At 53.7% G+C, this 21,134-nt stretch carries 18 protein-coding genes; 11 read left to right on the top strand and 7 right to left on the bottom strand.

Translation table 11 applies throughout. The features are described 5' to 3' along the window. Positions 1–12: 12 nt before the first annotated feature. Positions 13–2,835: an excinuclease ABC subunit UvrA gene (gene uvrA, locus FDX11_RS12180; protein WP_137397982.1), complete on the bottom strand. Its 2,823-nt coding sequence runs from the start codon at positions 2,833–2,835 to the stop codon at positions 13–15. A 251-nt stretch (positions 2,836–3,086) separates the two neighbouring features. On the opposite strand from uvrA, the gene ssb1 reads away from it, so the two are divergent. Beyond that, positions 3,087–3,611 (top strand): single-stranded DNA-binding protein SSB1, encoded by a 525-nt coding sequence (ssb1, locus tag FDX11_RS12170; protein WP_003826621.1) that lies wholly within the window; start codon positions 3,087–3,089, stop codon positions 3,609–3,611. A gap of 65 nt (positions 3,612–3,676) precedes the next feature. Here the strand turns inward: ssb1 and FDX11_RS12165 are convergent, their stop codons facing one another. Next, positions 3,677–3,958 carry a YjcB family protein gene (locus tag FDX11_RS12165; protein WP_038636276.1) on the bottom strand — a complete coding sequence of 94 codons (282 nt, stop codon included), beginning with the start codon at positions 3,956–3,958 and terminating at the stop codon, positions 3,677–3,679. Between the two features lie 552 nt (positions 3,959–4,510). On the opposite strand from FDX11_RS12165, the gene FDX11_RS12160 reads away from it, so the two are divergent. Then, positions 4,511–6,097 (top strand): EAL domain-containing protein, encoded by a 1,587-nt coding sequence (locus FDX11_RS12160; RefSeq protein ID WP_137397981.1) that lies wholly within the window; start codon positions 4,511–4,513, stop codon positions 6,095–6,097. Positions 6,098–6,099: 2 nt separating this feature from the next. Here FDX11_RS12160 and soxS read toward each other — a convergent pair whose 3' ends face one another. Continuing rightward, complete coding sequence (gene soxS, locus FDX11_RS12155; RefSeq protein WP_005132611.1) at positions 6,100–6,423, bottom strand: superoxide response transcriptional regulator SoxS; 324 nt, start codon at positions 6,421–6,423, stop codon at positions 6,100–6,102. 86 nt (positions 6,424–6,509) lie between these two features. On the opposite strand from soxS, the gene soxR reads away from it, so the two are divergent. The 3 genes from soxR to FDX11_RS12140 all read left to right on the top strand — a co-directional run bounded on the left by soxR (position 6,510) and on the right by FDX11_RS12140 (position 10,703). Then, positions 6,510–6,968 (top strand): redox-sensitive transcriptional activator SoxR, encoded by a 459-nt coding sequence (gene soxR / locus FDX11_RS12150; protein WP_137397980.1) that lies wholly within the window; start codon positions 6,510–6,512, stop codon positions 6,966–6,968. Positions 6,969–7,550: 582 nt separating this feature from the next. Then, positions 7,551–8,900 carry a guanine/hypoxanthine transporter GhxP gene (gene ghxP, locus FDX11_RS12145; protein WP_038636284.1) on the top strand — a complete coding sequence of 450 codons (1,350 nt, stop codon included), beginning with the start codon at positions 7,551–7,553 and terminating at the stop codon, positions 8,898–8,900. A 156-nt stretch (positions 8,901–9,056) separates the two neighbouring features. Then, a complete protein-coding gene (locus FDX11_RS12140; protein ID WP_061382687.1) occupies positions 9,057–10,703 on the top strand; it encodes a Na+/H+ antiporter in 1,647 nt (548 codons plus the stop codon). A gap of 37 nt (positions 10,704–10,740) precedes the next feature. On the opposite strand, the gene FDX11_RS12135 is transcribed toward FDX11_RS12140, so the two are convergent. Next, positions 10,741–11,631 carry a LysR family transcriptional regulator gene (locus tag FDX11_RS12135; RefSeq protein ID WP_137397979.1) on the bottom strand — a complete coding sequence of 297 codons (891 nt, stop codon included), beginning with the start codon at positions 11,629–11,631 and terminating at the stop codon, positions 10,741–10,743. A 101-nt stretch (positions 11,632–11,732) separates the two neighbouring features. On the opposite strand from FDX11_RS12135, the gene FDX11_RS12130 reads away from it, so the two are divergent. After that, positions 11,733–12,143 carry a CidA/LrgA family protein gene (locus FDX11_RS12130; RefSeq protein WP_042312969.1) on the top strand — a complete coding sequence of 137 codons (411 nt, stop codon included), beginning with the start codon at positions 11,733–11,735 and terminating at the stop codon, positions 12,141–12,143. Continuing rightward, on the top strand, positions 12,136–12,825 hold the full coding sequence (locus tag FDX11_RS12125; protein WP_003031745.1) for an LrgB family protein: 690 nt from the start codon (positions 12,136–12,138) through the stop codon (positions 12,823–12,825). The genes FDX11_RS12130 and FDX11_RS12125 overlap by 8 nt, the downstream gene beginning before the upstream one ends. A gap of 45 nt (positions 12,826–12,870) precedes the next feature. Here FDX11_RS12125 and actP read toward each other — a convergent pair whose 3' ends face one another. The 3 genes from actP to acs all read right to left on the bottom strand — a co-directional run bounded on the left by actP (position 12,871) and on the right by acs (position 17,027). Next, positions 12,871–14,520, bottom strand: coding sequence for a cation/acetate symporter ActP (gene actP / locus FDX11_RS12120; protein ID WP_042312968.1), 1,650 nt, complete (start codon positions 14,518–14,520; stop codon positions 12,871–12,873). Next, positions 14,517–14,831 (bottom strand): DUF485 domain-containing protein, encoded by a 315-nt coding sequence (locus FDX11_RS12115; protein WP_061382686.1) that lies wholly within the window; start codon positions 14,829–14,831, stop codon positions 14,517–14,519. The genes actP and FDX11_RS12115 overlap by 4 nt, the downstream gene beginning before the upstream one ends. A gap of 237 nt (positions 14,832–15,068) precedes the next feature. Next, positions 15,069–17,027, bottom strand: coding sequence for an acetate--CoA ligase (gene acs / locus FDX11_RS12110; protein ID WP_137397978.1), 1,959 nt, complete (start codon positions 17,025–17,027; stop codon positions 15,069–15,071). Positions 17,028–17,460: 433 nt separating this feature from the next. Here acs and nrfA point away from each other — a divergent pair, with 433 nt between their 5' ends. Genes nrfA through nrfD form a run of 4 tightly spaced genes read left to right on the top strand, consistent with a single transcriptional unit; the run spans position 17,461 to position 21,129 of the window. Further along, on the top strand, positions 17,461–18,897 hold the full coding sequence (gene nrfA, locus FDX11_RS12105) for an ammonia-forming nitrite reductase cytochrome c552 subunit (RefSeq protein ID WP_038636304.1): 1,437 nt from the start codon (positions 17,461–17,463) through the stop codon (positions 18,895–18,897). 44 nt (positions 18,898–18,941) lie between these two features. Beyond that, on the top strand, positions 18,942–19,508 hold the full coding sequence (nrfB, locus tag FDX11_RS12100) for a cytochrome c nitrite reductase pentaheme subunit (protein ID WP_061382685.1): 567 nt from the start codon (positions 18,942–18,944) through the stop codon (positions 19,506–19,508). After that, positions 19,505–20,176, top strand: a complete 672-nt coding sequence (gene nrfC / locus FDX11_RS12095; RefSeq protein WP_137397977.1) for a cytochrome c nitrite reductase Fe-S protein — start codon at positions 19,505–19,507, stop codon at positions 20,174–20,176. The genes nrfB and nrfC overlap by 4 nt, the downstream gene beginning before the upstream one ends. Next, the gene (gene nrfD / locus FDX11_RS12090; protein WP_006688269.1) at positions 20,173–21,129 is read left to right on the top strand and encodes a cytochrome c nitrite reductase subunit NrfD; all 957 of its coding nucleotides are present in this window, start codon (positions 20,173–20,175) and stop codon (positions 21,127–21,129) included. The genes nrfC and nrfD overlap by 4 nt, the downstream gene beginning before the upstream one ends. Positions 21,130–21,134: the final 5 nt, after the last annotated feature.

The following is a 21,134-nucleotide window of genomic DNA, read 5'->3' as shown; positions in this document are numbered from 1 at the left end:
CATTGGGCATGATTACAACAACGGTTTGAGGAAGCGTGCCGTGTGTGAAGCTTCACACTCGGCGACAGTTTCTGGTGTGCCGGAAACCAGAATTTCCCCGCCGCCACTGCCGCCTTCCGGACCGAGATCGACAATCCAGTCCGCCGTTTTAATCACGTCCAGATTGTGCTCAATCACCACGATGGTGTTGCCCTGATCGCGCAACTGATGCAGCACGTCCAGCAACTGCTGAATATCCGCAAAATGCAGACCGGTGGTCGGCTCATCAAGGATATACAACGTCTGCCCGGTGCCGCGTTTTGACAGTTCGCGCGCCAGCTTCACGCGCTGCGCTTCGCCGCCGGAGAGCGTAGTGGCCGACTGGCCGAGACGGATATACGTCAGGCCCACATCCATCAGCGTTTGTAGCTTACGCGCCAGCGCCGGGACGGCATCGAAGAACTCGCGTGCTTCTTCAATGGTCATATCCAGCACTTCGTGGATGGTCTTGCCCTTGTACTTAATCTCCAGCGTTTCGCGGTTATAGCGCTTGCCTTTACACTGGTCGCACGGCACGTAGATATCCGGCAGGAAGTGCATTTCAACTTTGATCACGCCGTCGCCCTGACAGGCTTCACAGCGTCCACCGCGGACGTTAAAGCTGAAACGACCCGGCGTGTAGCCGCGCGCGCGGGATTCTGGTACGCCAGCGAACAGTTCGCGCACCGGCGTAAACACACCGGTGTAGGTTGCCGGGTTGGATCGCGGAGTACGACCAATCGGGCTTTGGTCAATGTCGATCACTTTGTCGAAATGTTCCAGGCCCTGAACATCGCGGTACGGCGCAGGTTCAGCCAGCGTGGCGCCGTTCAGCGCCGTCTGTGCAATCGGGAACAGCGTGTCATTGATCAGCGTCGATTTACCCGAACCGGAAACCCCGGTAATGCAGGTGAACAGGCCAACCGGCAGCGTCAGGGTGACATCTTTCAGGTTGTTGCCGCGTGCGCCGGTTAGCTTTAGCACTTTTTCCGGATCGGCTGCCACGCGCTGTTTCGGTACTTCAATTTTACGCTTACCGCTCATGTACTGGCCGGTCAGCGACTCAGGCACCGCCATGATGTCGTCGAGCGTCCCTTCGGCAACCACCTGACCGCCGTGAACGCCAGCGCCGGGGCCGATATCGATAACGTGGTCAGCGGCGCGAATCGCGTCTTCATCGTGCTCGACCACAATCACGGTATTACCCAGATTACGCAGATGGATGAGCGTGCCCAACAGACGTTCGTTATCGCGCTGATGCAGACCAATAGACGGTTCATCCAGCACGTACATCACGCCGACCAGACCCGCGCCGATCTGGCTCGCCAGGCGAATACGCTGGGCTTCGCCGCCGGAGAGCGTTTCCGCTGAACGCGATAGCGTCAGATAGTTGAGGCCGACGTTGACCAGGAATTTCAGACGATCGCCAATCTCTTTAAGAATTTTCTCTGCAATCTTCGCTCGCTGGCCGGCAAGCTTCAGGTTGTTGAAGAAATCCATCGCATGGCCGATGCTCATGTCGGAAATGGCGGGCAGCGGCGTATTCTCGACAAAGACGTGACGGGCTTCCCGGCGCAAACGCGTTCCTTCACAGCTGGCGCACGGGCGGTTGCTGATGAATTTGGCTAATTCCTCACGTACTGCGCTGGATTCCGTCTCTTTATAACGGCGCTCCATATTGTGCAATACGCCTTCGAACGGATGGCGACGTACGGACGTATCGCCGCGATCGTTCATGTATTTAAATTCGATATTCTCTTTACCGGAACCGTACAGCACCACTTTATGCACGGTAGGGTTCAGGCTGGCCCATGGGGCTTCAACGTCGAATTTATAGTGTTCTGCCAGAGACTTAAGCATCTGGAAGTAGTAGAAGTTGCGACGATCCCAGCCGCGGATAGCGCCACCGGCCAGCGACAGTTCCGGGTTTTGAATCACCCGGTCAGGATCGAAATACTGTTGTACGCCGAGGCCGTCACAGGTCGGGCATGCGCCCGCCGGGTTGTTGAATGAAAACAGACGCGGTTCCAGTTCGCGCATGCTGTAACCGCAGATCGGGCAGGCGAAGTTGGCGGAGAACAGCAGCTCTTCCGCTTTCGGGTCGTCCATATCGGCAACCACCGCCGTACCACCGGACAGTTCCAGCGCGGTTTCAAACGATTCCGCCAGGCGCTGGGTAAGATCGTCACGTACTTTAAAGCGGTCAATCACCACTTCGATGGTGTGTTTCTTTTGCAGCTCAAGCTTGGGCGGATCGGACAGGTCGCACACTTCCCCGTCGATACGGGCACGGATATAGCCCTGGCCTGCCAGGTTTTCCAGCGTTTTGGTGTGCTCACCTTTACGCTCTTTAATTATCGGCGCCAGCAGCATCAGACGCTTGCCTTCCGGCTGCGAGAGGACGTTGTCCACCATTTGACTCACGGTCTGCGCCGCCAGGGGAACGTCGTGATCCGGACAGCGCGGTTCGCCAACGCGGGCAAACAGCAGGCGCAGATAGTCGTGAATTTCGGTAATTGTACCTACCGTGGATCGCGGGTTATGGGACGTCGATTTTTGTTCAATTGAGATGGCGGGAGACAGCCCCTCAATGTGGTCGACATCCGGCTTTTCCATCAGCGACAGAAACTGACGCGCATACGCGGAAAGGGATTCAACGTAACGACGCTGCCCTTCGGCATATAAGGTGTCGAAAGCGAGCGAAGATTTGCCTGAGCCCGAAAGCCCGGTGACGACAATCAGCTTGTCGCGCGGGATGACGAGGTTGATGTTTTTGAGATTATGGGTGCGGGCGCCCCGAACTTCGATCTTATCCATTCATCTTTCCCGGATTAAACGCTTTTTTGCCTGGCTGCATGGTGCTACCGGCGATCACAAACGGTTAATTATGACACAACCTGACCTGAATGGATATACAGTATTGGAATGCAAAACGCAGGTGTCTGTGCAACAATGTCTATCCGGGGTTGTTTACTGGAATCGATCTCGCAACGTAGTAAAAGCGCTATTGGAAATGCTACAATCCCGCGCTTACACTTATTCAGTAACGTTTTTCAGGAGACACGATCATGGCCAGCAGAGGCGTAAACAAGGTGATTCTCGTCGGTAATCTGGGCCAGGACCCGGAAGTACGCTATATGCCGAATGGTGGCGCAGTTGCCAACATTACGCTGGCTACTTCCGAATCCTGGCGTGATAAAGCGACCGGCGAAATGAAAGAGCAGACTGAATGGCACCGTGTTGTGCTGTTCGGCAAACTGGCAGAAGTAGCCAGCGAATATCTGCGTAAAGGTTCTCAGGTCTATATTGAAGGCCAGCTGCGTACCCGCAAATGGACCGATCAGTCCGGCGTAGAAAAGTACACCACTGAAGTTGTGGTTAACGTTGGCGGCACCATGCAAATGTTGGGCGGCCGTCAGGGTGGTGGCGCTCCGGCAGGCGGCGGTCAGCAGCAGGGCGGTTGGGGCCAGCCTCAGCAGCCGCAGGGCGGCAATCAGTTCAGCGGCGGCGCGCAGTCTCGCCCGCAGCAGTCAGCTCCGGCAGCGCCGTCTAACGAGCCGCCGATGGATTTCGACGACGATATTCCGTTCTAATTTTTCTGCTTTATACGAAAAATTATGGCTACCTCAAAACTGGGGTAGCCATATGTAATTTTTTATCAGTTCAACACCATCGGCCAGTCTGGCGGTGTGTGGCTCATCACTTCAACCATCACGTTTTCAATGTTTTTCCAGATTGCGGACATATCCACCAGGGTTATGCCGAGCAGCCCGGTTGCAAACCAGCAGGCGAAAACCAGTCCCAAACCGCTACTAATGACGGCCAGGCCAATATAATCTGATTTACGAAAACGGATATTGAGCGTACTGGCTAAAAACATCAGCACCGCGCTGAGTAGCTGCCATCGCAGAAGAACCACGCCAGTTGTTATCGTTGCCATGAAAAAACGTCCTCAGAAAGTCTTGATGCCCATGACAGCGCGGGGGTGTTCACCGAGGGTGTAGTACTCTGGCTCTCGACGGGCAATAACACGAATGAAACATTGTTTCTGTTACATGAATTGTGTGAACTATATCACATTTGCTCGTTTGTTCACCAGTGTTAGAGGTTATTTTTGCAAGGTAATAGCCATGCTTTCTATATGGTTATATTTAATAAAAAAAACCGATAACAAATAATCTAATAAAAAGATGCATATGAATTACCTGTTATGTTTATCCTAAATTATTCGTTAAAAAATTTAATGAATTTCTTAAACGCGACCAGGATAATGCTCATAAAAAATTACTACTTGTTGATAATAATGTTATGAAATAAGCATAACTTTAAGTTTGCCTTACGGAAAAATAATATCATCATCAACTATTATCAGATTTTTACATAGAGAAGTCTGTTGCTAATAATGATAGATTCATGCAACTTAATCAGTCAGTGTTTATAGCATCCCGCCTAATGGGTTCTGGCATATACGAAACAGGGAAATAGGGCTGACATGAATCACAGTGCGCGACGCAAGATGCTGAAGTTCTTCGGAACATTCATGGTGGTATTGCTCCCCGTGGTACTGGCGTTATGGTTTGCTCACATCCGGGCGATGTCCGAAACCCGTAATCAACTCAGCTCTTTTGCTCAACTGGTGTTAAATAAAACGGAATTGGTGATCTTCCAGGCCGATTTAGCGCGTGATATGGCCCAGTTGTACCAGGGTAAGATGTGTACTCCTGCCCATCAGAAAAGTATGCTGAATATTATTCGTGGTCGTTTATATATCAGTGAGCTAATTTATGCGCAGGGCGATCATTTTTTGTGCTCTACGTCAATGATGCCGCGAGTCCCATATATTATGGCGACAGCCGACTATAAACGCGCGCCGGACGTCTCCATCTATTACTACCGCGATACCCCCTTTTTCGCTGGCTACAAAATGACGTACATGCAACGGGGAAACTACGTTGTCGTCATCAATCCATTATCTTACAGCGAAGTCATGTCAGATGATCCGGATCTGTCATGGGGGGTGTATGACACGGTAACGGATACCTTTTTCTCTTCCAGCGAAGGGGCGAATATTGCGCAATTCTCGCCGCTGATACGCGATGAGGCCTCAACATTCCAGCAGGGCGAGCGCTTCTATACCATCGTACATTCAGAAAAGCGACCCATCGCGATTATTGTTTCGACCTCTGACGCTCGTGTGAATCAGATTTTCTATCATGAGGCGGCGTTAACGATCCCCTTTGGGATTATCTGCAGCATCCTGATACTGCTCATGTGGTGGCGCACGCGTCAGGAATACCTCTCTCCCCGCCGCTTATTGAAACGTGCGATCAAGAAACGTCAGCTTTGCCTGTACTACCAGCCGATCATTGACATCAAAAATGGACAATGTGTCGGGGCGGAGGCTTTGCTACGCTGGCCAGGCTGTAAAGGTGAGGTGATGAGCCCAACGGAGTTTATTCCGCTGGCGGAAAAAGAGGGAATGATTGAGCAGATCACGGATTACGTTGTTGAGGAAGTCTTCAACGATTTGGGGTATTTTCTTTCGGCGAATCCTCAGTTGTCTATCTCGATTAACCTCTCTGCTTCTGACTTTCATTCATCCCGACTGATTGCCCTGATTGCTGAAAAAAATCATGAGTACTCCGTGGCGGCCCGGCAAATTAAAGTTGAGGTGACAGAGCGTGGCTTTATCGATGTACATAAAATGACGCCCATCATCCAGGCGTTCCGCCAGGCCGGTTTTGAAGTGGCGTTTGACGATTTTGGCACGGGATATTCCAACCTCCATAATTTGTCAGCATTGAATATCGATATCCTGAAGATCGACAAATCGTTTATTAGCACGCTGGCCACTAACAGCACCAGTCACTTGATTGCCGAACATATCATCGAGATGGCGCAAAGCTTAAATCTGAAGACGGTTGCGGAAGGGGTGGAAACGGCGGAGCAAATCGCGTGGTTGCTTGAACGCGGCGTACAGTATTGCCAGGGCTGGTATTTTGCGAAGGCGCTGCCGCCGCAGGAGTTCATGGATTGGATAAAACGCTCGCCCGCCATACTGACGCAGAGCGGGCAATAATTTTACAGGCGGTGGCGGTAATCGCTGGGAGTACGATCAAACTCTCGGCGAAATACGCGCGAGAAGGTTTGCTGCGATACATAGCCAAGATCCATCGCAATATCGAAAATAGGCCGTTCGGTCGTCCGTAGTTCAACGGCGGCCAGCAGAAGCCGACGTTGGCGGATGTAGTCACCCAGCGTCTGGCGCATCACCGTGCGGAACATTCTCTGCAAATACCACTTTGAGTAACCTGATTTTTTCGCAACCGCCTCAATGTTCAGCGGTTGATCGATATGTTCATCAATCCATTCAATAAGGGTCTGAATAATCTGCTGATGGGACATAGAGTTGCCTCTTTCTCAGTGTTCGATTCGTCGTTTTGTCTGTGGGCGAGTATAATTCCTCAAGTTAACTTGAGGTAAAGCGATTTATGGAAAAGAAATTACCCCGGATAAAAGCGCTGCTCACACCAGGTGAAGTTGCAAAGCGTAGCGGTGTAGCGGTATCGACCCTGCATTTCTATGAAAGCAAAGGATTAATCAGCAGTATGCGCAACAGGGGCAATCAGCGTCGATACAAACGCGATGTGTTGCGTTATGTAGCGATTATCAAGATTGCCCAACGTATCGGCATTCCACTGGCCACCATCGGCGACGCGTTAGGCGTATTACCTGAAGGGCATTCGCTCAGCGCCAAAGAGTGGAAGCAACTCTCTTCGCAATGGCGCGAGGAGTTAGACCGACGCATTCATACTCTGGTGGCGTTACGCGATGAACTGGATGGGTGTATTGGCTGCGGCTGTTTATCCCGCAGTGATTGCCCGTTGCGTAACCCCGGCGATCAGCTTGGTGAGCAGGGGACCGGGGCGCGCCTGCTGGAAGACGATTGATTGGTATAAAACTAAAGCGCCACAGAGGGCGCTTTAGTTTGGTTCCGGTCTTTGTCTTTCACTCTATCCCGCTGGTTCACGGGAGGGTTTCCCCCGACATCAACACCCCTCAGTCGAGCACGTTTGGGGAGGTTCCGGTCTGTGTTGATAAAGTAAGTGTAAGCCACCCCGTTCTATTTGCCAGTGAATTGATTGCTTTTTAGCCAAAAAATTTTCTGTATCTTCATGCATTTTTTTGCGCGAGCAGACGTGAAAAATAAATGCAAATCTTGTAATAACTCAGCGAAATTTGTTGCCAGATTGCGCATTGACGATAACGTTTGCGCATCGTCTGGCTATTTCTTGCGCATTATAAGAAGAAATGAGTAAAAAGCGGCAAAGTTCAGTTGAAAACCAACGTATGATCGCTGGATAATCGTTTGCTTTTTTTTATCACCCGTTTTTTATGCGCGGAGCTAAACGTTTGCTTTTTTGCGACACCCCTATTGACGCAAAGCTGGCACATGGAGAAATCGTTTAGCAGGCAGTGGATTGTCCACCACGCATAATGACGAAAAAATAAACTCTCAGGGGATGTTTTCTATGTCTACGCCTTCAGCGCGTACCGGCGGCTCACTCGACGCCTGGTTTAAAATTTCGCATCGCGGCAGTACCGTTCGTCAAGAAGTCGTTGCCGGATTAACGACGTTCCTGGCCATGGTCTACTCCGTTATCGTCGTTCCGGGGATGCTGGGTAAAGCCGGATTCCCGCCTGCCGCTGTGTTTGTGGCAACCTGTCTGGTTGCGGGCGTCGGTTCTATTGTGATGGGCCTGTGGGCGAACCTGCCGTTGGCGATTGGCTGCGCCATTTCGCTGACCGCGTTTACCGCATTCAGCCTGGTGCTGGGACAACATATTAGCGTGCCTGTGGCGCTGGGCGCGGTGTTCCTGATGGGGGTTCTGTTTACCATCATTTCTGCGACCGGTATCCGTAGCTGGATCCTGCGCAATCTGCCGCAGGGCGTTGCGCACGGTACGGGGATTGGTATCGGCCTGTTCCTGCTATTGATTGCGGCCAATGGCGTTGGTCTGGTTATTAAGAACCCGCTGGATGGCCTGCCGGTTGCGCTGGGCGACTTCGATACCTTCCCGGTGATTATGTCGCTGGTTGGTCTGGCGGTGATTATTGGTCTCGAAAAACTGAAAGTACCGGGCGGCATCCTGCTGACCATTATCGGTATCTCCATCGTCGGCCTGATTTTCGATCCGGCCGTGCATTTCTCCGGTATTTTTGCCATGCCGTCTCTGAGCGATGAAAACGGCAACTCGCTGATCGGCAGCCTGGATATTATGGGCGCACTGAACCCGATCGTTCTGCCGAGCGTGCTGGCGCTGGTTATGACCGCGGTCTTCGATGCGACCGGAACCATCCGTGCGGTGGCCGGACAGGCGAATCTGCTGGATAAAGACGGACAAATTATCGATGGCGGCAAAGCGCTGACCACCGACTCCCTGAGCAGCGTGTTCTCTGGTCTGGTAGGGGCCGCACCAGCAGCGGTTTACATTGAATCCGCAGCGGGTACGGCGGCAGGTGGCAAAACCGGCCTGACGGCGATCACCGTTGGCGTATTGTTCCTGCTGATCCTGTTCCTTTCTCCGCTCTCTTATCTTGTTCCTGTTTACGCAACGGCGCCTGCGCTGATGTATGTGGGGCTGCTGATGCTGAGTAACGTGGCGAAAATCGACTTTGCTGACTTTGTCGACGCGATGGCGGGTCTGGTCACTGCTGTATTTATCGTCCTGACCTGTAACATTGTTACCGGCATTATGATTGGTTTTGCTACCCTGGTCATTGGTCGCATTGTCTCTGGCGAATGGCGCAAACTGAACATCGGTACGGTGGTGATTGCTATCGCGCTGGTGGCCTTCTACGCGGGCGGTTGGGCTATTTGATTTTGCTTCGATGACGCTCCTGAAAACGGGTGGCTCAGGCCGCCCGTTTTTATTTTCAGAACACACTCGTTGTCTTTTGCGTTACTCTCAAGTAGATAGAATTAAGGCACGACGCCTTTATCACCAATCATAAGAAACATCGCAAACAGGGAACGCATGGAAATCTTTTTCACCATACTCATCATGACCCTTGTGGTCTCGTTGTCGGGGGTATTTACTCGCGTATTGCCCTTCCAACTCCCATTACCCCTTATGCAGATCGCCATCGGCGCCTTGCTGGCGTGGCCGACGTTTGGTTTGCATGTGGAATTCGATCCTGAGCTGTTTCTGGTGCTGTTTATCCCGCCGCTGCTGTTTGCCGATGGCTGGAAGACGCCAACGCGTGAGTTTCTGGAGCACGGGCGAGAGATTTTCGGCCTTGCGCTGGCGCTGGTTCTGGTCACGGTGGTCGGGATTGGCTTTATGATTTACTGGCTGGTGCCGGGGATCCCTCTCATCCCGGCTTTTGCGCTGGCGGCCGTGCTGTCGCCAACCGATGCCGTCGCCCTTTCCGGTATTGTAGGTGAGGGGCGTATCCCGAAGAAAATCATGGGCATCCTGCAGGGCGAAGCGTTGATGAACGACGCGTCCGGCCTGGTCTCGCTGAAATTTGCCGTGGCCGTGGCGATGGGCACGATGGTATTTACCGTCGGCGGCGCGACGGTTGAGTTCTTCAAAGTGGCGATTGGCGGCATCCTGGCCGGTTTTGTCGTCAGTTGGTTATACGGACGCTCCCTGCGTTTTCTTAGCCGCTGGGGCGGTGATGAGCCAGCAACGCAAATCGTCCTGCTGTTCCTGCTGCCGTTTGCGTCTTATCTGATTGCGGAACACATTGGTGTTTCAGGCATCCTCGCGGCGGTCGCTGCCGGCATGACGATTACCCGTTCTGGGGTGATGCGCCGCGCGCCGCTGGCGATGCGTTTACGTGCTAACAGCACCTGGGCGATGCTGGAGTTTGTGTTTAACGGCATGGTCTTCTTGCTGTTAGGACTACAGTTGCCGGGAATTCTGGAGTCATCTTTGGCGGCGGCAGAAGTCGATCCGAACGTTGAAATCTGGATGCTGTTTACCGATATCGTGCTGATTTATGCCGCGCTGATGCTGGTACGTTTTGGCTGGCTGTGGACCATGAAGAAGTTCAGCCTGCGCTTCCTGAAGAAAAAGCCGATGGAGTTTGGCTCCTGGACAACGCGTGAAATCCTCATTGCCTCCTTTGCGGGGGTTCGCGGGGCTATTACCCTCGCCGGTGTGCTCTCCATTCCGCTGTTGTTACCGGATGGTAGCGGCTTCCCGGCGCGTTATGAACTGATCTTCCTCGCCGCGGGCGTGATTCTGTTCTCGCTGTTTGTCGGCGTGGTGATGCTGCCGATTCTGCTACAGCATCTGGAAGTTGCAGACCACTCGCAACAGCAAAAAGAGGAACGCATTGCCCGCGCTGCCACGGCGGAAGTAGCGATTGTCGCGATCCAGAAAATGGAGGAGCGTCTGGCTGCGGATAGCGAAGAGAACATTGATAATCAGCTGCTGACCGAGGTGAGTTCCCGTGTTATTGGTAACCTGCGTCGTCGCGCCGATGGGCGAAACGATGTAGAAAGCTCAATGCAGGAAGAGAACCTGGAGCGACGGTTCCGTCTGGCGGCGCTGCGTTCAGAACGCGCCGAGCTTTATCATCTGCGCGCCACGCGTGAAATCAGCAATGAAACGCTGCAAAAGCTATTGCACGATCTGGATTTGCTGGAAGCGCTGTTGATCGAGAATCAGTAAATGTAACCGGATGGTGATTATGTCGCCATCCGGCATTTTACGACGCCTGCGTTAACCAAAACCCTTCGCAGCATTTCAGCCACGCCTGAGCGCTGTGCGACAGATACACACCTTCGCGCCAAATCATACCCAACTGCCAGCGTAAGTCGCTTTCCAGAGGGAGCCAGCGCAGCGTTTGCTTATCCAACCGCTGGCAAATCGGCTCCGGTAAAATGGCGATCCCGACGCCGGCCTGGACCATTGCCGCCAGAAAATCCCACTGTCCGCTACGCACAGCGATACGCGGTTTTACGTTGTGCTGGTTAAACAACTCAAGCAGTTGACGGCTCAACGCGAAATCTTCGTTGTATATAAGCAGCGGATGCTCCGCCAGCGCTTCGGGGGAAATGGAGTCGCACGTTGTCCATTGACCGGAGCGGGGGACCAGCACGCAGAGCGGATGACTGAAAAGCGGTAAGGTCGCCAGACCACTCTCTTCTTCAACCGGTAGCGCGGTCATTGCAACATCCAGATCGCCGTTCATCACCGCCTGTTGGACGGTTAAACCGCCAAATTCAGACACCTTCAGTTCCACGCCGGGATAACGCTGGCGAAAAAGGCTGATGGGGCCAGCCATCAACATACCAACCATGGGCGGGATACCGAGGCGCAGTATTCCCTTGTTGAGGTGATTAATGTCGCTGAGTTCTGCTTCGAGTTGGCGAAACTCGGCGAGGATCGCCAGGCCGCGTTCGAACACGACCTGTCCGGTATCGGTTAACAACAACCGCCGCCCGTCGCGGATGAGCAACGTGCAATTAAGCTCGTCTTCAAGGTTCTTCAACATTTTGCTGATGGTGGGCTGGGTGACAAAGAGCTTCTCCGCTGCGCGGGTAAAGCTCTGCTGACGCACCACCTCAACAAAATATCGCAGCGTTCTGATATCCATGATTATTCCTTAAGACTATGCCTGCAATGATTTTAATTCATTTCAGTCCTGGACGGGGGCTCTCTATACTGGCGCTCTCTATTTTTTAAGGACATACCCTCATGGCTGTGGCGATAAGCCGCGTGACGCCTGCCGTTATTCATCGACTCCAGATCCCCGTTCAGGTTCTGTTGTACGCAGGTCTCTTTGTTTTTGCTCAATACCTTGTCTCCTGGCTGCATCTGCCGCTTCCTGCCAACCTGGTTGGGATGGTGCTGATGCTGGCGTTGATTGTCTGCCGGGTTATCCCGTTGAACTGGATCCGCGCGGGTGCTCGCTGGTTACTGGCTGAAATGCTGTTGTTTTTTGTCCCGGCGGTGGTCGCCGTCGTTAACTATACGCAACTGCTACTGGTTGATGGCTGGCGTATTTTTGCCGTTATTGCGCTAAGTACGATGATGGTGCTTGGCGCAACGGCATGGGTCGTGGATAAAGTGTATCGCTATGAAATGAGCAGGTTAAACCGTGAGTAATTTCCAGTTAAGCGTGCTGTGTCTGGTGATTACGCTGGGCATCTATTTTGCCAACAAGCGCCTGTATCGCCGCTTTCGTAAATTACCGCTGATGCCGTTAGTGCTTACTCCGGCGCTGTTGGTGCTGATGTTGGTCTTTGGACATATCTCCTGGCAAAACTATATTGGTGAATCGCACTGGCTGCTATGGCTGCTAGGTCCTGCAACCATTGCCTTCGCCGTTCCGGTCTATGACAACCTCGCCGTGATTAAACGTCACTGGATGTCGCTGACGGCGGGTGTGGTTACGGCGACACTGGTGGCGGTCACCAGTTCCGTCTGGTTGGCGCGCCTGTTTATGCTGCCTGATGAAATTCAGCGCAGTCTGGCGGTGCGGTCCGTCACTACGCCATTTGCGCTGGCGGCGGCAGAGCCATTGGGTGGTCAACCGGATCTGGTGGCATTGTTCGTGGTCGTGACTGGCGTATTCGGGATGGCGGTCGGCGATGTGCTGTTTTTGCGGCTCTCTATTCGCGAAGGGATGGCGAAAGGCGCAGGTTTTGGCGCTGCATCGCACGGCGCAGGCACGGCTCGCTCATATGAGCTTGGCCAACAGGAGGGCGTAGTGGCTAGCCTGGTGATGATGCTTTCTGGCGTGGTGATGGTGCTGGTAGCGCCGCTGGTTGCAAGGCTGATGTTCTGAGAGAGGCAGTAATCCTCCGGCCCGGAAGCCGGAGGAGAGGGAAGATTAGTGCGCGCGACCTTGTTCTACGCCATACCCGGTCTGGGAACGGATGAACTGAGCACGGAACTGCTCGCGTTCGCGGTTACCTTCTTCTGAGTTATCGGTAGCAGAGAAGAACCAGATCCCGAGGAACGCTACGCTGATGGAGAACAGCGCCGGATATTCATACGGGAAAATGGCTTTTTCGTGACCCAGGATTTGTACCCAAATTGTTGGGCCAAGCACCATCAGCACGACGGCCGTCAGCAGACCTAACCAGCCGCCCATCATTGCGCCACGCGTGGTCAGTTTTGACCAGTACATGGAGAGCAGAATGATAGGGAAGTTACAGCTGGCTGCGATAGCAAATGCCAGTCCCACCATGAAGGCGATGTTCTGGTTTTCGAACAGCACGCCGAGCACGATGGCAATCACACCCAGCACCAGTACGGTAATTTTCGATACCTTCAGCTCTTCGCGCTCGGTTGCGCCTTTGCGGAATACGTTGGCGTACAGGTCGTGAGAAACTGCCGATGCCCCCGCCAGCGTCAAACCAGCAACCACTGCCAGAATGGTGGCAAACGCCACTGCCGAGATGAAGCCGAGGAACAGGTTCCCGCCCACCGCATTCGCCAGATGTACCGCCGCCATGTTGTTACCGCCGATAAGCGCGCCAGCAGCGTCTTTATACACAGGGTTGGCACCAACCAGCATGATCGCGCCAAAGCCGATGATAAAGGTCAGGATGTAGAAATAACCCATAAAACCGGTGGCATAGAACACGCTCTTACGCGCTTCGCGGGCATCGCTGACCGTGAAGAAACGCATCAGGATGTGCGGCAAGCCCGCCGTACCAAACATCAGGCCGAGACCTAACGACAGCGCGGAGATCGGATCTTTCACCAGCCCGCCCGGACTCATAATGGCTGAACCTTTCGGGTGTACCGCCATCGCTTCGGTGAACAGGTTGTTGAAGCTAAAGCCGACGTGCTTCATCACCATAAAGGCCATAAAGCTGGCGCCGAACAGCAACAGAACGGCTTTGATGATCTGTACCCAGGTGGTCGCCAGCATGCCGCCAAACAGGACGTACATCATCATCAATACGCCAACCAGCACGACGGCAATGTGGTAGTTCAGGCCAAACAGCAGCTCAATCAGCTTACCCGCGCCGACCATCTGCGCGATCAGATACAGCGCGACTACCACCAGGGAACCACAGGCCGACAGTATACGGATTGGGCCTTGTTTCAGACGATAGGAAGCAACGTCTGCAAAGGTGTAACGACCCAGGTTACGCAAACGCTCAGCAATCAGGAACAGGATAATCGGCCAGCCGACCAGGAAGCCGAGCGAGTAAATCAGTCCGTCATAACCGGAGGTAAAGACCAGCGCGGAAATCCCGAGGAACGATGCAGCAGACATATAGTCGCCCGCAATCGCCAGCCCGTTCTGGAAACCGGTGATGTTACCGCCAGCGGTGTAATAGTCATTGCGCGAACGTACGCGCTTAGACGCCCAGTAGGTAATACCAAGCGTAAAGATGACGAAAATCAGGAACATGATAATCGCCTGCCAGTTGGTTGGCTGGCGTTGGACTGCTCCGCTTATAGCATCCGCCGCGTTTGCGGCGAAGGGCAGCGTGGCGGCAAGCGCCGTCAGGACTCTCTTCATGATGCTTTAACCTCGTGCATAACCGCATTGTTCAGGCGATCGAATTCACCGTTTGCCCGCCAGATATAGATCCCGGTCAGGATGAAGGAGATAAGGATCACGCCGACCCCAATCGGAATACCCCGGGTGACGCTGGTTCCCGCGTGCAGCGGAGTACCCAGCCAACCAGGCGCAAAGGCAATCAGTAAAATAAAGCTGATGTAAACTGCCAGCATGATGATGGACAGAATGGTGGCAAACCGTTGCCGTTTTTCAACTAACTCCCTGAAACGCGCACTGTCTTCTATCCGCTGATAAATATTGTCATTCATCACAGAGCTCTCCAGAGGTCCCCCTGCGTCTTTCGCGCTACAGGTTCGTTGGCCGCACTCGCCCACCCCAGTCACATAGTGAACTATGCTCCTGAGGATGTGCTCGCTTGCCGCCTTCCTGTAACACGAAATCCTTTGGGGGAGGGTTTTTATATTTCCCTCCCGCTCAGGGGAGGGGTAGGGATAGGATTTGTAGGCCCGATAAGCAGCGCGCCATCGGGCATTTCACGGTTATGGTTATGATGGCATCGCGATGGCCTGCTTCTCTTCGAGCAGTTTCTCAACGACGCCTGGATCGGCGAGGGTTGAGGTATCGCCCAGATTGCTGGTATCGCCTGCCGCGATTTTGCGCAGAATGCGGCGCATAATTTTGCCGGAGCGGGTTTTCGGCAGTGAATCGGTCCAGTGCAGCACATCTGGCGTTGCCAGCGGGCCAATTTCTTTGCGTACCCAGTTGCGAACTTCTGCATACAACTCAGGCGACGGCTCTTCACCGTGATTCAGCGTGACGTAGGCGTAGATCGCCTGGCCTTTAATATTATGCGGAATACCGACCACCGCGGCTTCGGCAATCTTCGGATGCGACACCAGCGCCGATTCGATTTCTGCCGTGCCCAGACGGTGGCCAGAGACGTTCAGCACATCGTCCACGCGTCCGGTGATCCAGTAATAACCATCTTCATCACGGCGTGCGCCGTCGCCGCTGAAGTACATATTCTTGAAGGTGGAGAAATAGGTCTGTTCAAAACGTTCATGATCGCCAAACAGCGTTCTCGCCTGGCCCGGCCACGAGTCGGTAATGACCAGGTTGCCTTCGGTTGCGCCTTCCAGCGGATTACCCTCGTTATCGACAATAGCAGGCTGCACGCCAAAGAACGGACGGGTTGCGGAACCGGCTTTCAGCTCAGTGGCGCCCGGCAGCGGGGTGATCATGAATCCACCGGTTTCGGTCTGCCACCAGGTATCGACGACCGGACATTTTTCGTTGCCGATCTTCTTCCAGTACCATTCCCACGCTTCCGGGTTGATTGGCTCGCCAACGGAACCCAAAATGCGCAGCGACGAACGGTCAGTACCTTCAATCGCTTTATCGCCTTCGGCCATCAGAGCGCGGATGGCGGTCGGCGCGGTATACAGAATATTGACCTGGTGCTTGTCTACAACCTGCGACATACGTGCCGGGGTAGGCCAGTTGGGCACGCCTTCGAACATCAGCGTGGTTGCGCCGCAGGCCAGTGGACCGTACAGAAGGTAGCTGTGCCCGGTTACCCAACCCACGTCAGCGGTACACCAATAGATATCGCCCTGATGGTAGTCAAACACGTACTTAAAGGTGGTTGCGGCGTAGACCAGATATCCGCCGGTGGTGTGCAGCACGCCCTTCGGCTTGCCGGTTGACCCGGAGGTATACAGGATAAACAGCGGATCTTCGGCGTTCATCTCTTCCGGCTGATGTTCCGGGCTGGCTTTCTCGATAAGATCGGACCACCACAGGTCACGACCTTCCTGCCATTCTGTTTTTCCACCGGTACGTTTGAGAACGATAACGTGTTCGACGCTTTTCACATTCGGGTTTTTCAGCGCATCATCGACGTTCTTTTTCAACGGGATAGCGCGTCCGGCGCGTACGCCTTCATCGGCAGTGATCACCAGGCGTGAATTAGAGTCGATAATACGTCCGGCGACGGCTTCCGGTGAGAAACCACCGAAGATGACCGAATGCACCGCGCCAATACGGGCACAGGCCAGCATGGCGACCGCAGCTTCCGGCACCATCGGCATATAAATTGCCACTACATCACCTTTTTTAATGCCTAAATCCAGTAACGTATTGGCAAAACGACAGACATCGCGATGCAGTTCGCGGTAGGTAATATATTTGCTTTGGCTGGCGTCGTCGCCTTCCCAGATGATGGCGGTACGATCGCCATTTGCCTGCAGGTGACGGTCAAGGCAGTTCGCTGCCAGGTTTAACGTGCCATCTTCATACCATTTAATAGAGACGTTGCCTGGCGCAAACGAGGTGTTCTTCACCTGGCTGTACGGCTTGATCCAATCAAGAATTTTTCCCTGCTCGCCCCAAAATGTGTCGGGTTCGTTAACAGACTGCTGGTACTTCGCTTCGTACTGCTCCGGATTTATCAGGCAACGATCCGCAATGTTTGCGGGAATAGCGTGTTTATGTATTTGGCTCATGGCTTTTGTTCTCCTTGTAGGATGTTAATAATATGTCGCATAAACGTTAAATGTAGGGGCTTTGCGAGTTTTGTTTAGTATTTGGGCGGCAGATCACGCAATAAACGAATTGTGCAAATTAGCGACAAACTGAATTTTGAAGAGAACTAGCAAAAATTGATTAATTCTCGCGATAACATGAGGTTATCTGAGAATTGTTGAAAAGGTGATCTGCCTCAGAATTAAACAAAAGAGTGAGGGGTTTGAGGGGGTAACTAACTCTAAAGTGGTATTTTACATACACTTACAATTGATTAAAGACAACATTTTCAGTGTGGTTTCTTGTTACAAATTGGGGGGAGCAATGTCATGACAGTATTCGTGTGGTTGCTGTTATGGAAAACAATAAAAGAACCGCCATTGCAGATAATGGCGTCATCTGGATGAGACCCCTATGGCAAGGACAAAATCACGCGTACGCCGTTTCTTCAGCCTGTTATTACCTTTATTATTTATCTCTGCTGTTCACGCTGAACAAACTCCTGTACCCGCAAAGACCGTCACCGTTGAAGCGAAGAATGAAACCTTCGCCCCTCAGCATCCCGATCAATATCTCTCCTGGAAAGCCACGTCTGAGCAATCAGCCCGTGAAGATGCGCTGGCAGAAGATCCGCGTCTGGTGATCCTGTGGGCGGGATATCCATTCTCGCGCGATTACAACAAACCGCGCGGGCACGCGTATGCGGTGACCGATGTACGTGAAACTTTACGTACCGGCGCACCAAAAACGGCCGAAGACGGCCCGCTGCCGATGGCCTGCTGGAGCTGCAAAAGCCCGGATGTGGCGCGTCTGATCCAGAAAGACGGTGAAGATGGTTACTTCCACGGTAAATGGGCGCGCGGCGGTCCGGAAATTGTTAACAACCTCGGTTGTGCCGATTGCCATAACACCGCGTCGCCGGACTTCGCCAAAGGCAAGCCAGAACTGACACTGTCGCGTCCTTACGCTGAGCGCGCGATGGAAGCCATCGGCAAACCATTTGAGAAAGCTGGTCGCTTTGATCAGCAATCCATGGTCTGCGGCCAGTGCCACGTGGAGTACTACTTCGACGGTAAGAACAAAGCCGTTAAGTTCCCGTGGGATGAGGGCATGAAAGTCGAGAACATGGAGAAATACTACGACACCATCGCCTTCTCTGACTGGACTAACTCTCTGTCCAAAACCCCGATGCTGAAAGCGCAGCACCCGGAATATGAGACCTGGAGCGCGGGCATTCACGGTAAGAACAACGTGACCTGTATTGACTGCCACATGCCGAAAGTGCAAAACGCGGAAGGTAAGATCTATACCGATCACAAGATTGGCAACCCGTTCGATAACTTCGCCCAAACCTGTGCGAACTGCCACACCCAGGACAAAGCGTCCCTGCAAAAAGTGGTCGCCGAGCGTAAACAGGCCATTCATGACCTGAAAATCAAGGTTGAAGATCAACTGGTACATGCGCATTTCGAAGCGAAAGCCGCATGGGATGCGGGTGCGACCGAAGCGGAAATGAAGCCGATTCTGGAAGATATCCGTCACGCGCAATGGCGCTGGGATCTGTCTATCGCCTCACACGGCATCCATATGCACGCGCCGGAAGAAGGTCTGCGGATGCTGGGTAGCGCAATGGATAAAGCCGCCGACGCACGTACCAAACTGGTTCGTCTGCTGGCGACCAAAGGTATCACGCATGAAATCCCGTTACCGGATATCTCTACCAAAGAGAAAGCCCAGGCGGCGATTGGTCTGAACATGCAGCAAATTAATGCTGAGAAGCAGGACTTCATCAAAACGGTGATTCCGCAGTGGGAAGAGCAGGCGCGTAAAAACGGTCTGTTAAGCCAATAACCCCATTCCGCCCCGTAAGGGGCGGATAACTCAACGGAGTGAATATGAGCGTATTACGTTCGTTATTAACTGCTGGGGTGCTGGCGTCAGGCCTGTTCTGGAGCCTGAGTGGAGTCACTGCCACGCCAACGCCGCAGGAGTCGGATCAACGCTGGACGGTTACTCAGCAGCGTAATCCGGATGCTGCCTGTCTGGATTGTCACAAGCCGGATACCGAAGGTATGCATGGTAAACATGCGGAAGTCATTAACCCGAACAACAAACTGCCGGTCACCTGCACTAACTGTCACGGCCAGCCGTCACCGAACCACCGCGAAGGGGTGAAGGATGTGATGCGCTTTAATGAGCCAATGTACAACGTGGAGCAGCAGAACAGCGTCTGTATGTCCTGTCACCTGCCTGAGCAGTTGCAAAAAGCGTTCTGGCCGCACGATGTCCACGTCACAAAAGTGGCGTGCGCCAGCTGTCACTCACTGCATCCGAAGCAAGACACGATGCAGACGCTAAGCGATAAAGGACGGATCAAGATTTGCGTCGATTGCCACAGCGATCAGCGTAACAATCCGAACTTTAACCCGGCGTCGGTTCCGTTGCTTAAGGAGCATCCATGAGTTGCTCTCGTCGCCAGTTTATCACCGGCGTCGGCGCGCTGGTGGCAGTGAGCGGGACGGCGGGGCGCGTTGTGGCGAAGACGTTGAACATCAACGGCGTGCGTTACGGTATGGTACACGATGAGTCATTATGCATCGGCTGTACGGCCTGCATGGATGCTTGTCGGGAAGTCAACAACGTGCCGGACGGCGTATCGCGCCTGACGATTATTCGCAGCGAGCCGCAGGGGACGTTTCCTGATGTGAAGTATCGCTTTTTCCGCCACTCGTGCCAGCATTGTGACCATGCCCCCTGCGTTGACGTCTGCCCGACAGGGGCATCGTATCGCGATGCCGCCAACGGCATTGTGGATGTGAACCCTGACCTTTGCGTTGGCTGTCAGTACTGCATCGCCGCGTGTCCTTATCGCGTGCGCTTTATCCATCCGGTGAGCAAAACGGCGGATAAATGCGATTTCTGCCGGAAAACTAACCTGAAAGCGGGCAAACAGCCCGCCTGCGTTGAGTCATGTCCGACGAAGGCGCTGACGTTTGGTAATCTGGACGATCCCAACAGCGATATCTCCCGTTTGTTGCAGCAGAAAACCACCTACCGTTACAAGCTGGCGCTGGGCACAAAACCGAAGGTCTACCGCGTTCCCTTTAAATATGGGGAGGTGAGCCAATGACACCCGCTTCTGCATTTCATTTTGAATCACTGGTGTGGGACTGGCCCATCGCCATCTATCTGTTCCTGATTGGCATCTCCGCCGGACTGGTGACGTTGGCGATTCTGCTGCGCCGCTTCCATCCGGAGGCGGGCGGTTCGGACAGCACGCTGCTGCGCACTACGCTGGTGTTAGGGCCGGGGGCGATTATCTTCGGTTTGCTGATTCTGGTATTCCACCTGACGCGGCCGTGGACCTTCTGGAAACTGATGTTCCACTACAGCTTCACTTCGGTGATGTCGATGGGGGTCATGCTGTTCCAGTTGTATATGGTGGTACTGGTGCTGTGGCTGGCAAAAATCTTTGAAAAAGAGGTGATTGCCCTGCAACAACGCTGGCTGCCGCGGTTAGGGATCGTGCAGAAAGCGTTGACGTTGATAACGCCGTTCCACCGTGCGCTGGAGACGTTAATGCTGGTGCTGGCGGTCCTGCTCGGGGCGTACACCGGGTTTCTACTGTCGGCGCTGAAGTCCTACCCGTTCCTGAATAACCCGATTCTGCCGGTACTATTCCTGTTCTCCGGGATTTCCTCCGGCGCGGCGGTGGCGCTGATCGCCATGGCGTTACGCCATCGTAGCAACCCGCACAGCACTGAAGCGCACTTTGTGCATCGCATGGAGGTCCCGGTGGTATGGCTGGAGATCTTCCTGCTTGCGGCGTTCTTCGTCGGCCTGGCGCTGGGCGATGACGGCAAAATGCGCGCGCTGGCGGCGGCACTGGGCGGCGGATTCTGGACCTGGTGGTTCTGGCTTGGCGTGGCTGGGCTTGGGCTGATACTGCCGATGCTGCTAAAACCCTGGGCCAACCGCAGTTCGACGTTTCATGGCGTGCTGGCAGTATGCGGCGCCAGCCTGACCGGCGTACTGCTGCTGCGCTTTTTCATTCTCTATGCGGGTCAGCTAACCGTTGCGTAAGGTGA

The sequence above is a fragment of the Citrobacter sp. wls714 genome (assembly GCF_005281025.1).
Taxonomy (GTDB): domain Bacteria; phylum Pseudomonadota; class Gammaproteobacteria; order Enterobacterales; family Enterobacteriaceae; genus Citrobacter; species Citrobacter werkmanii.
The sequence above is the reverse complement of the archived record's forward strand: the minus strand, read 5'-3'. Positions and strand labels throughout refer to the sequence as shown.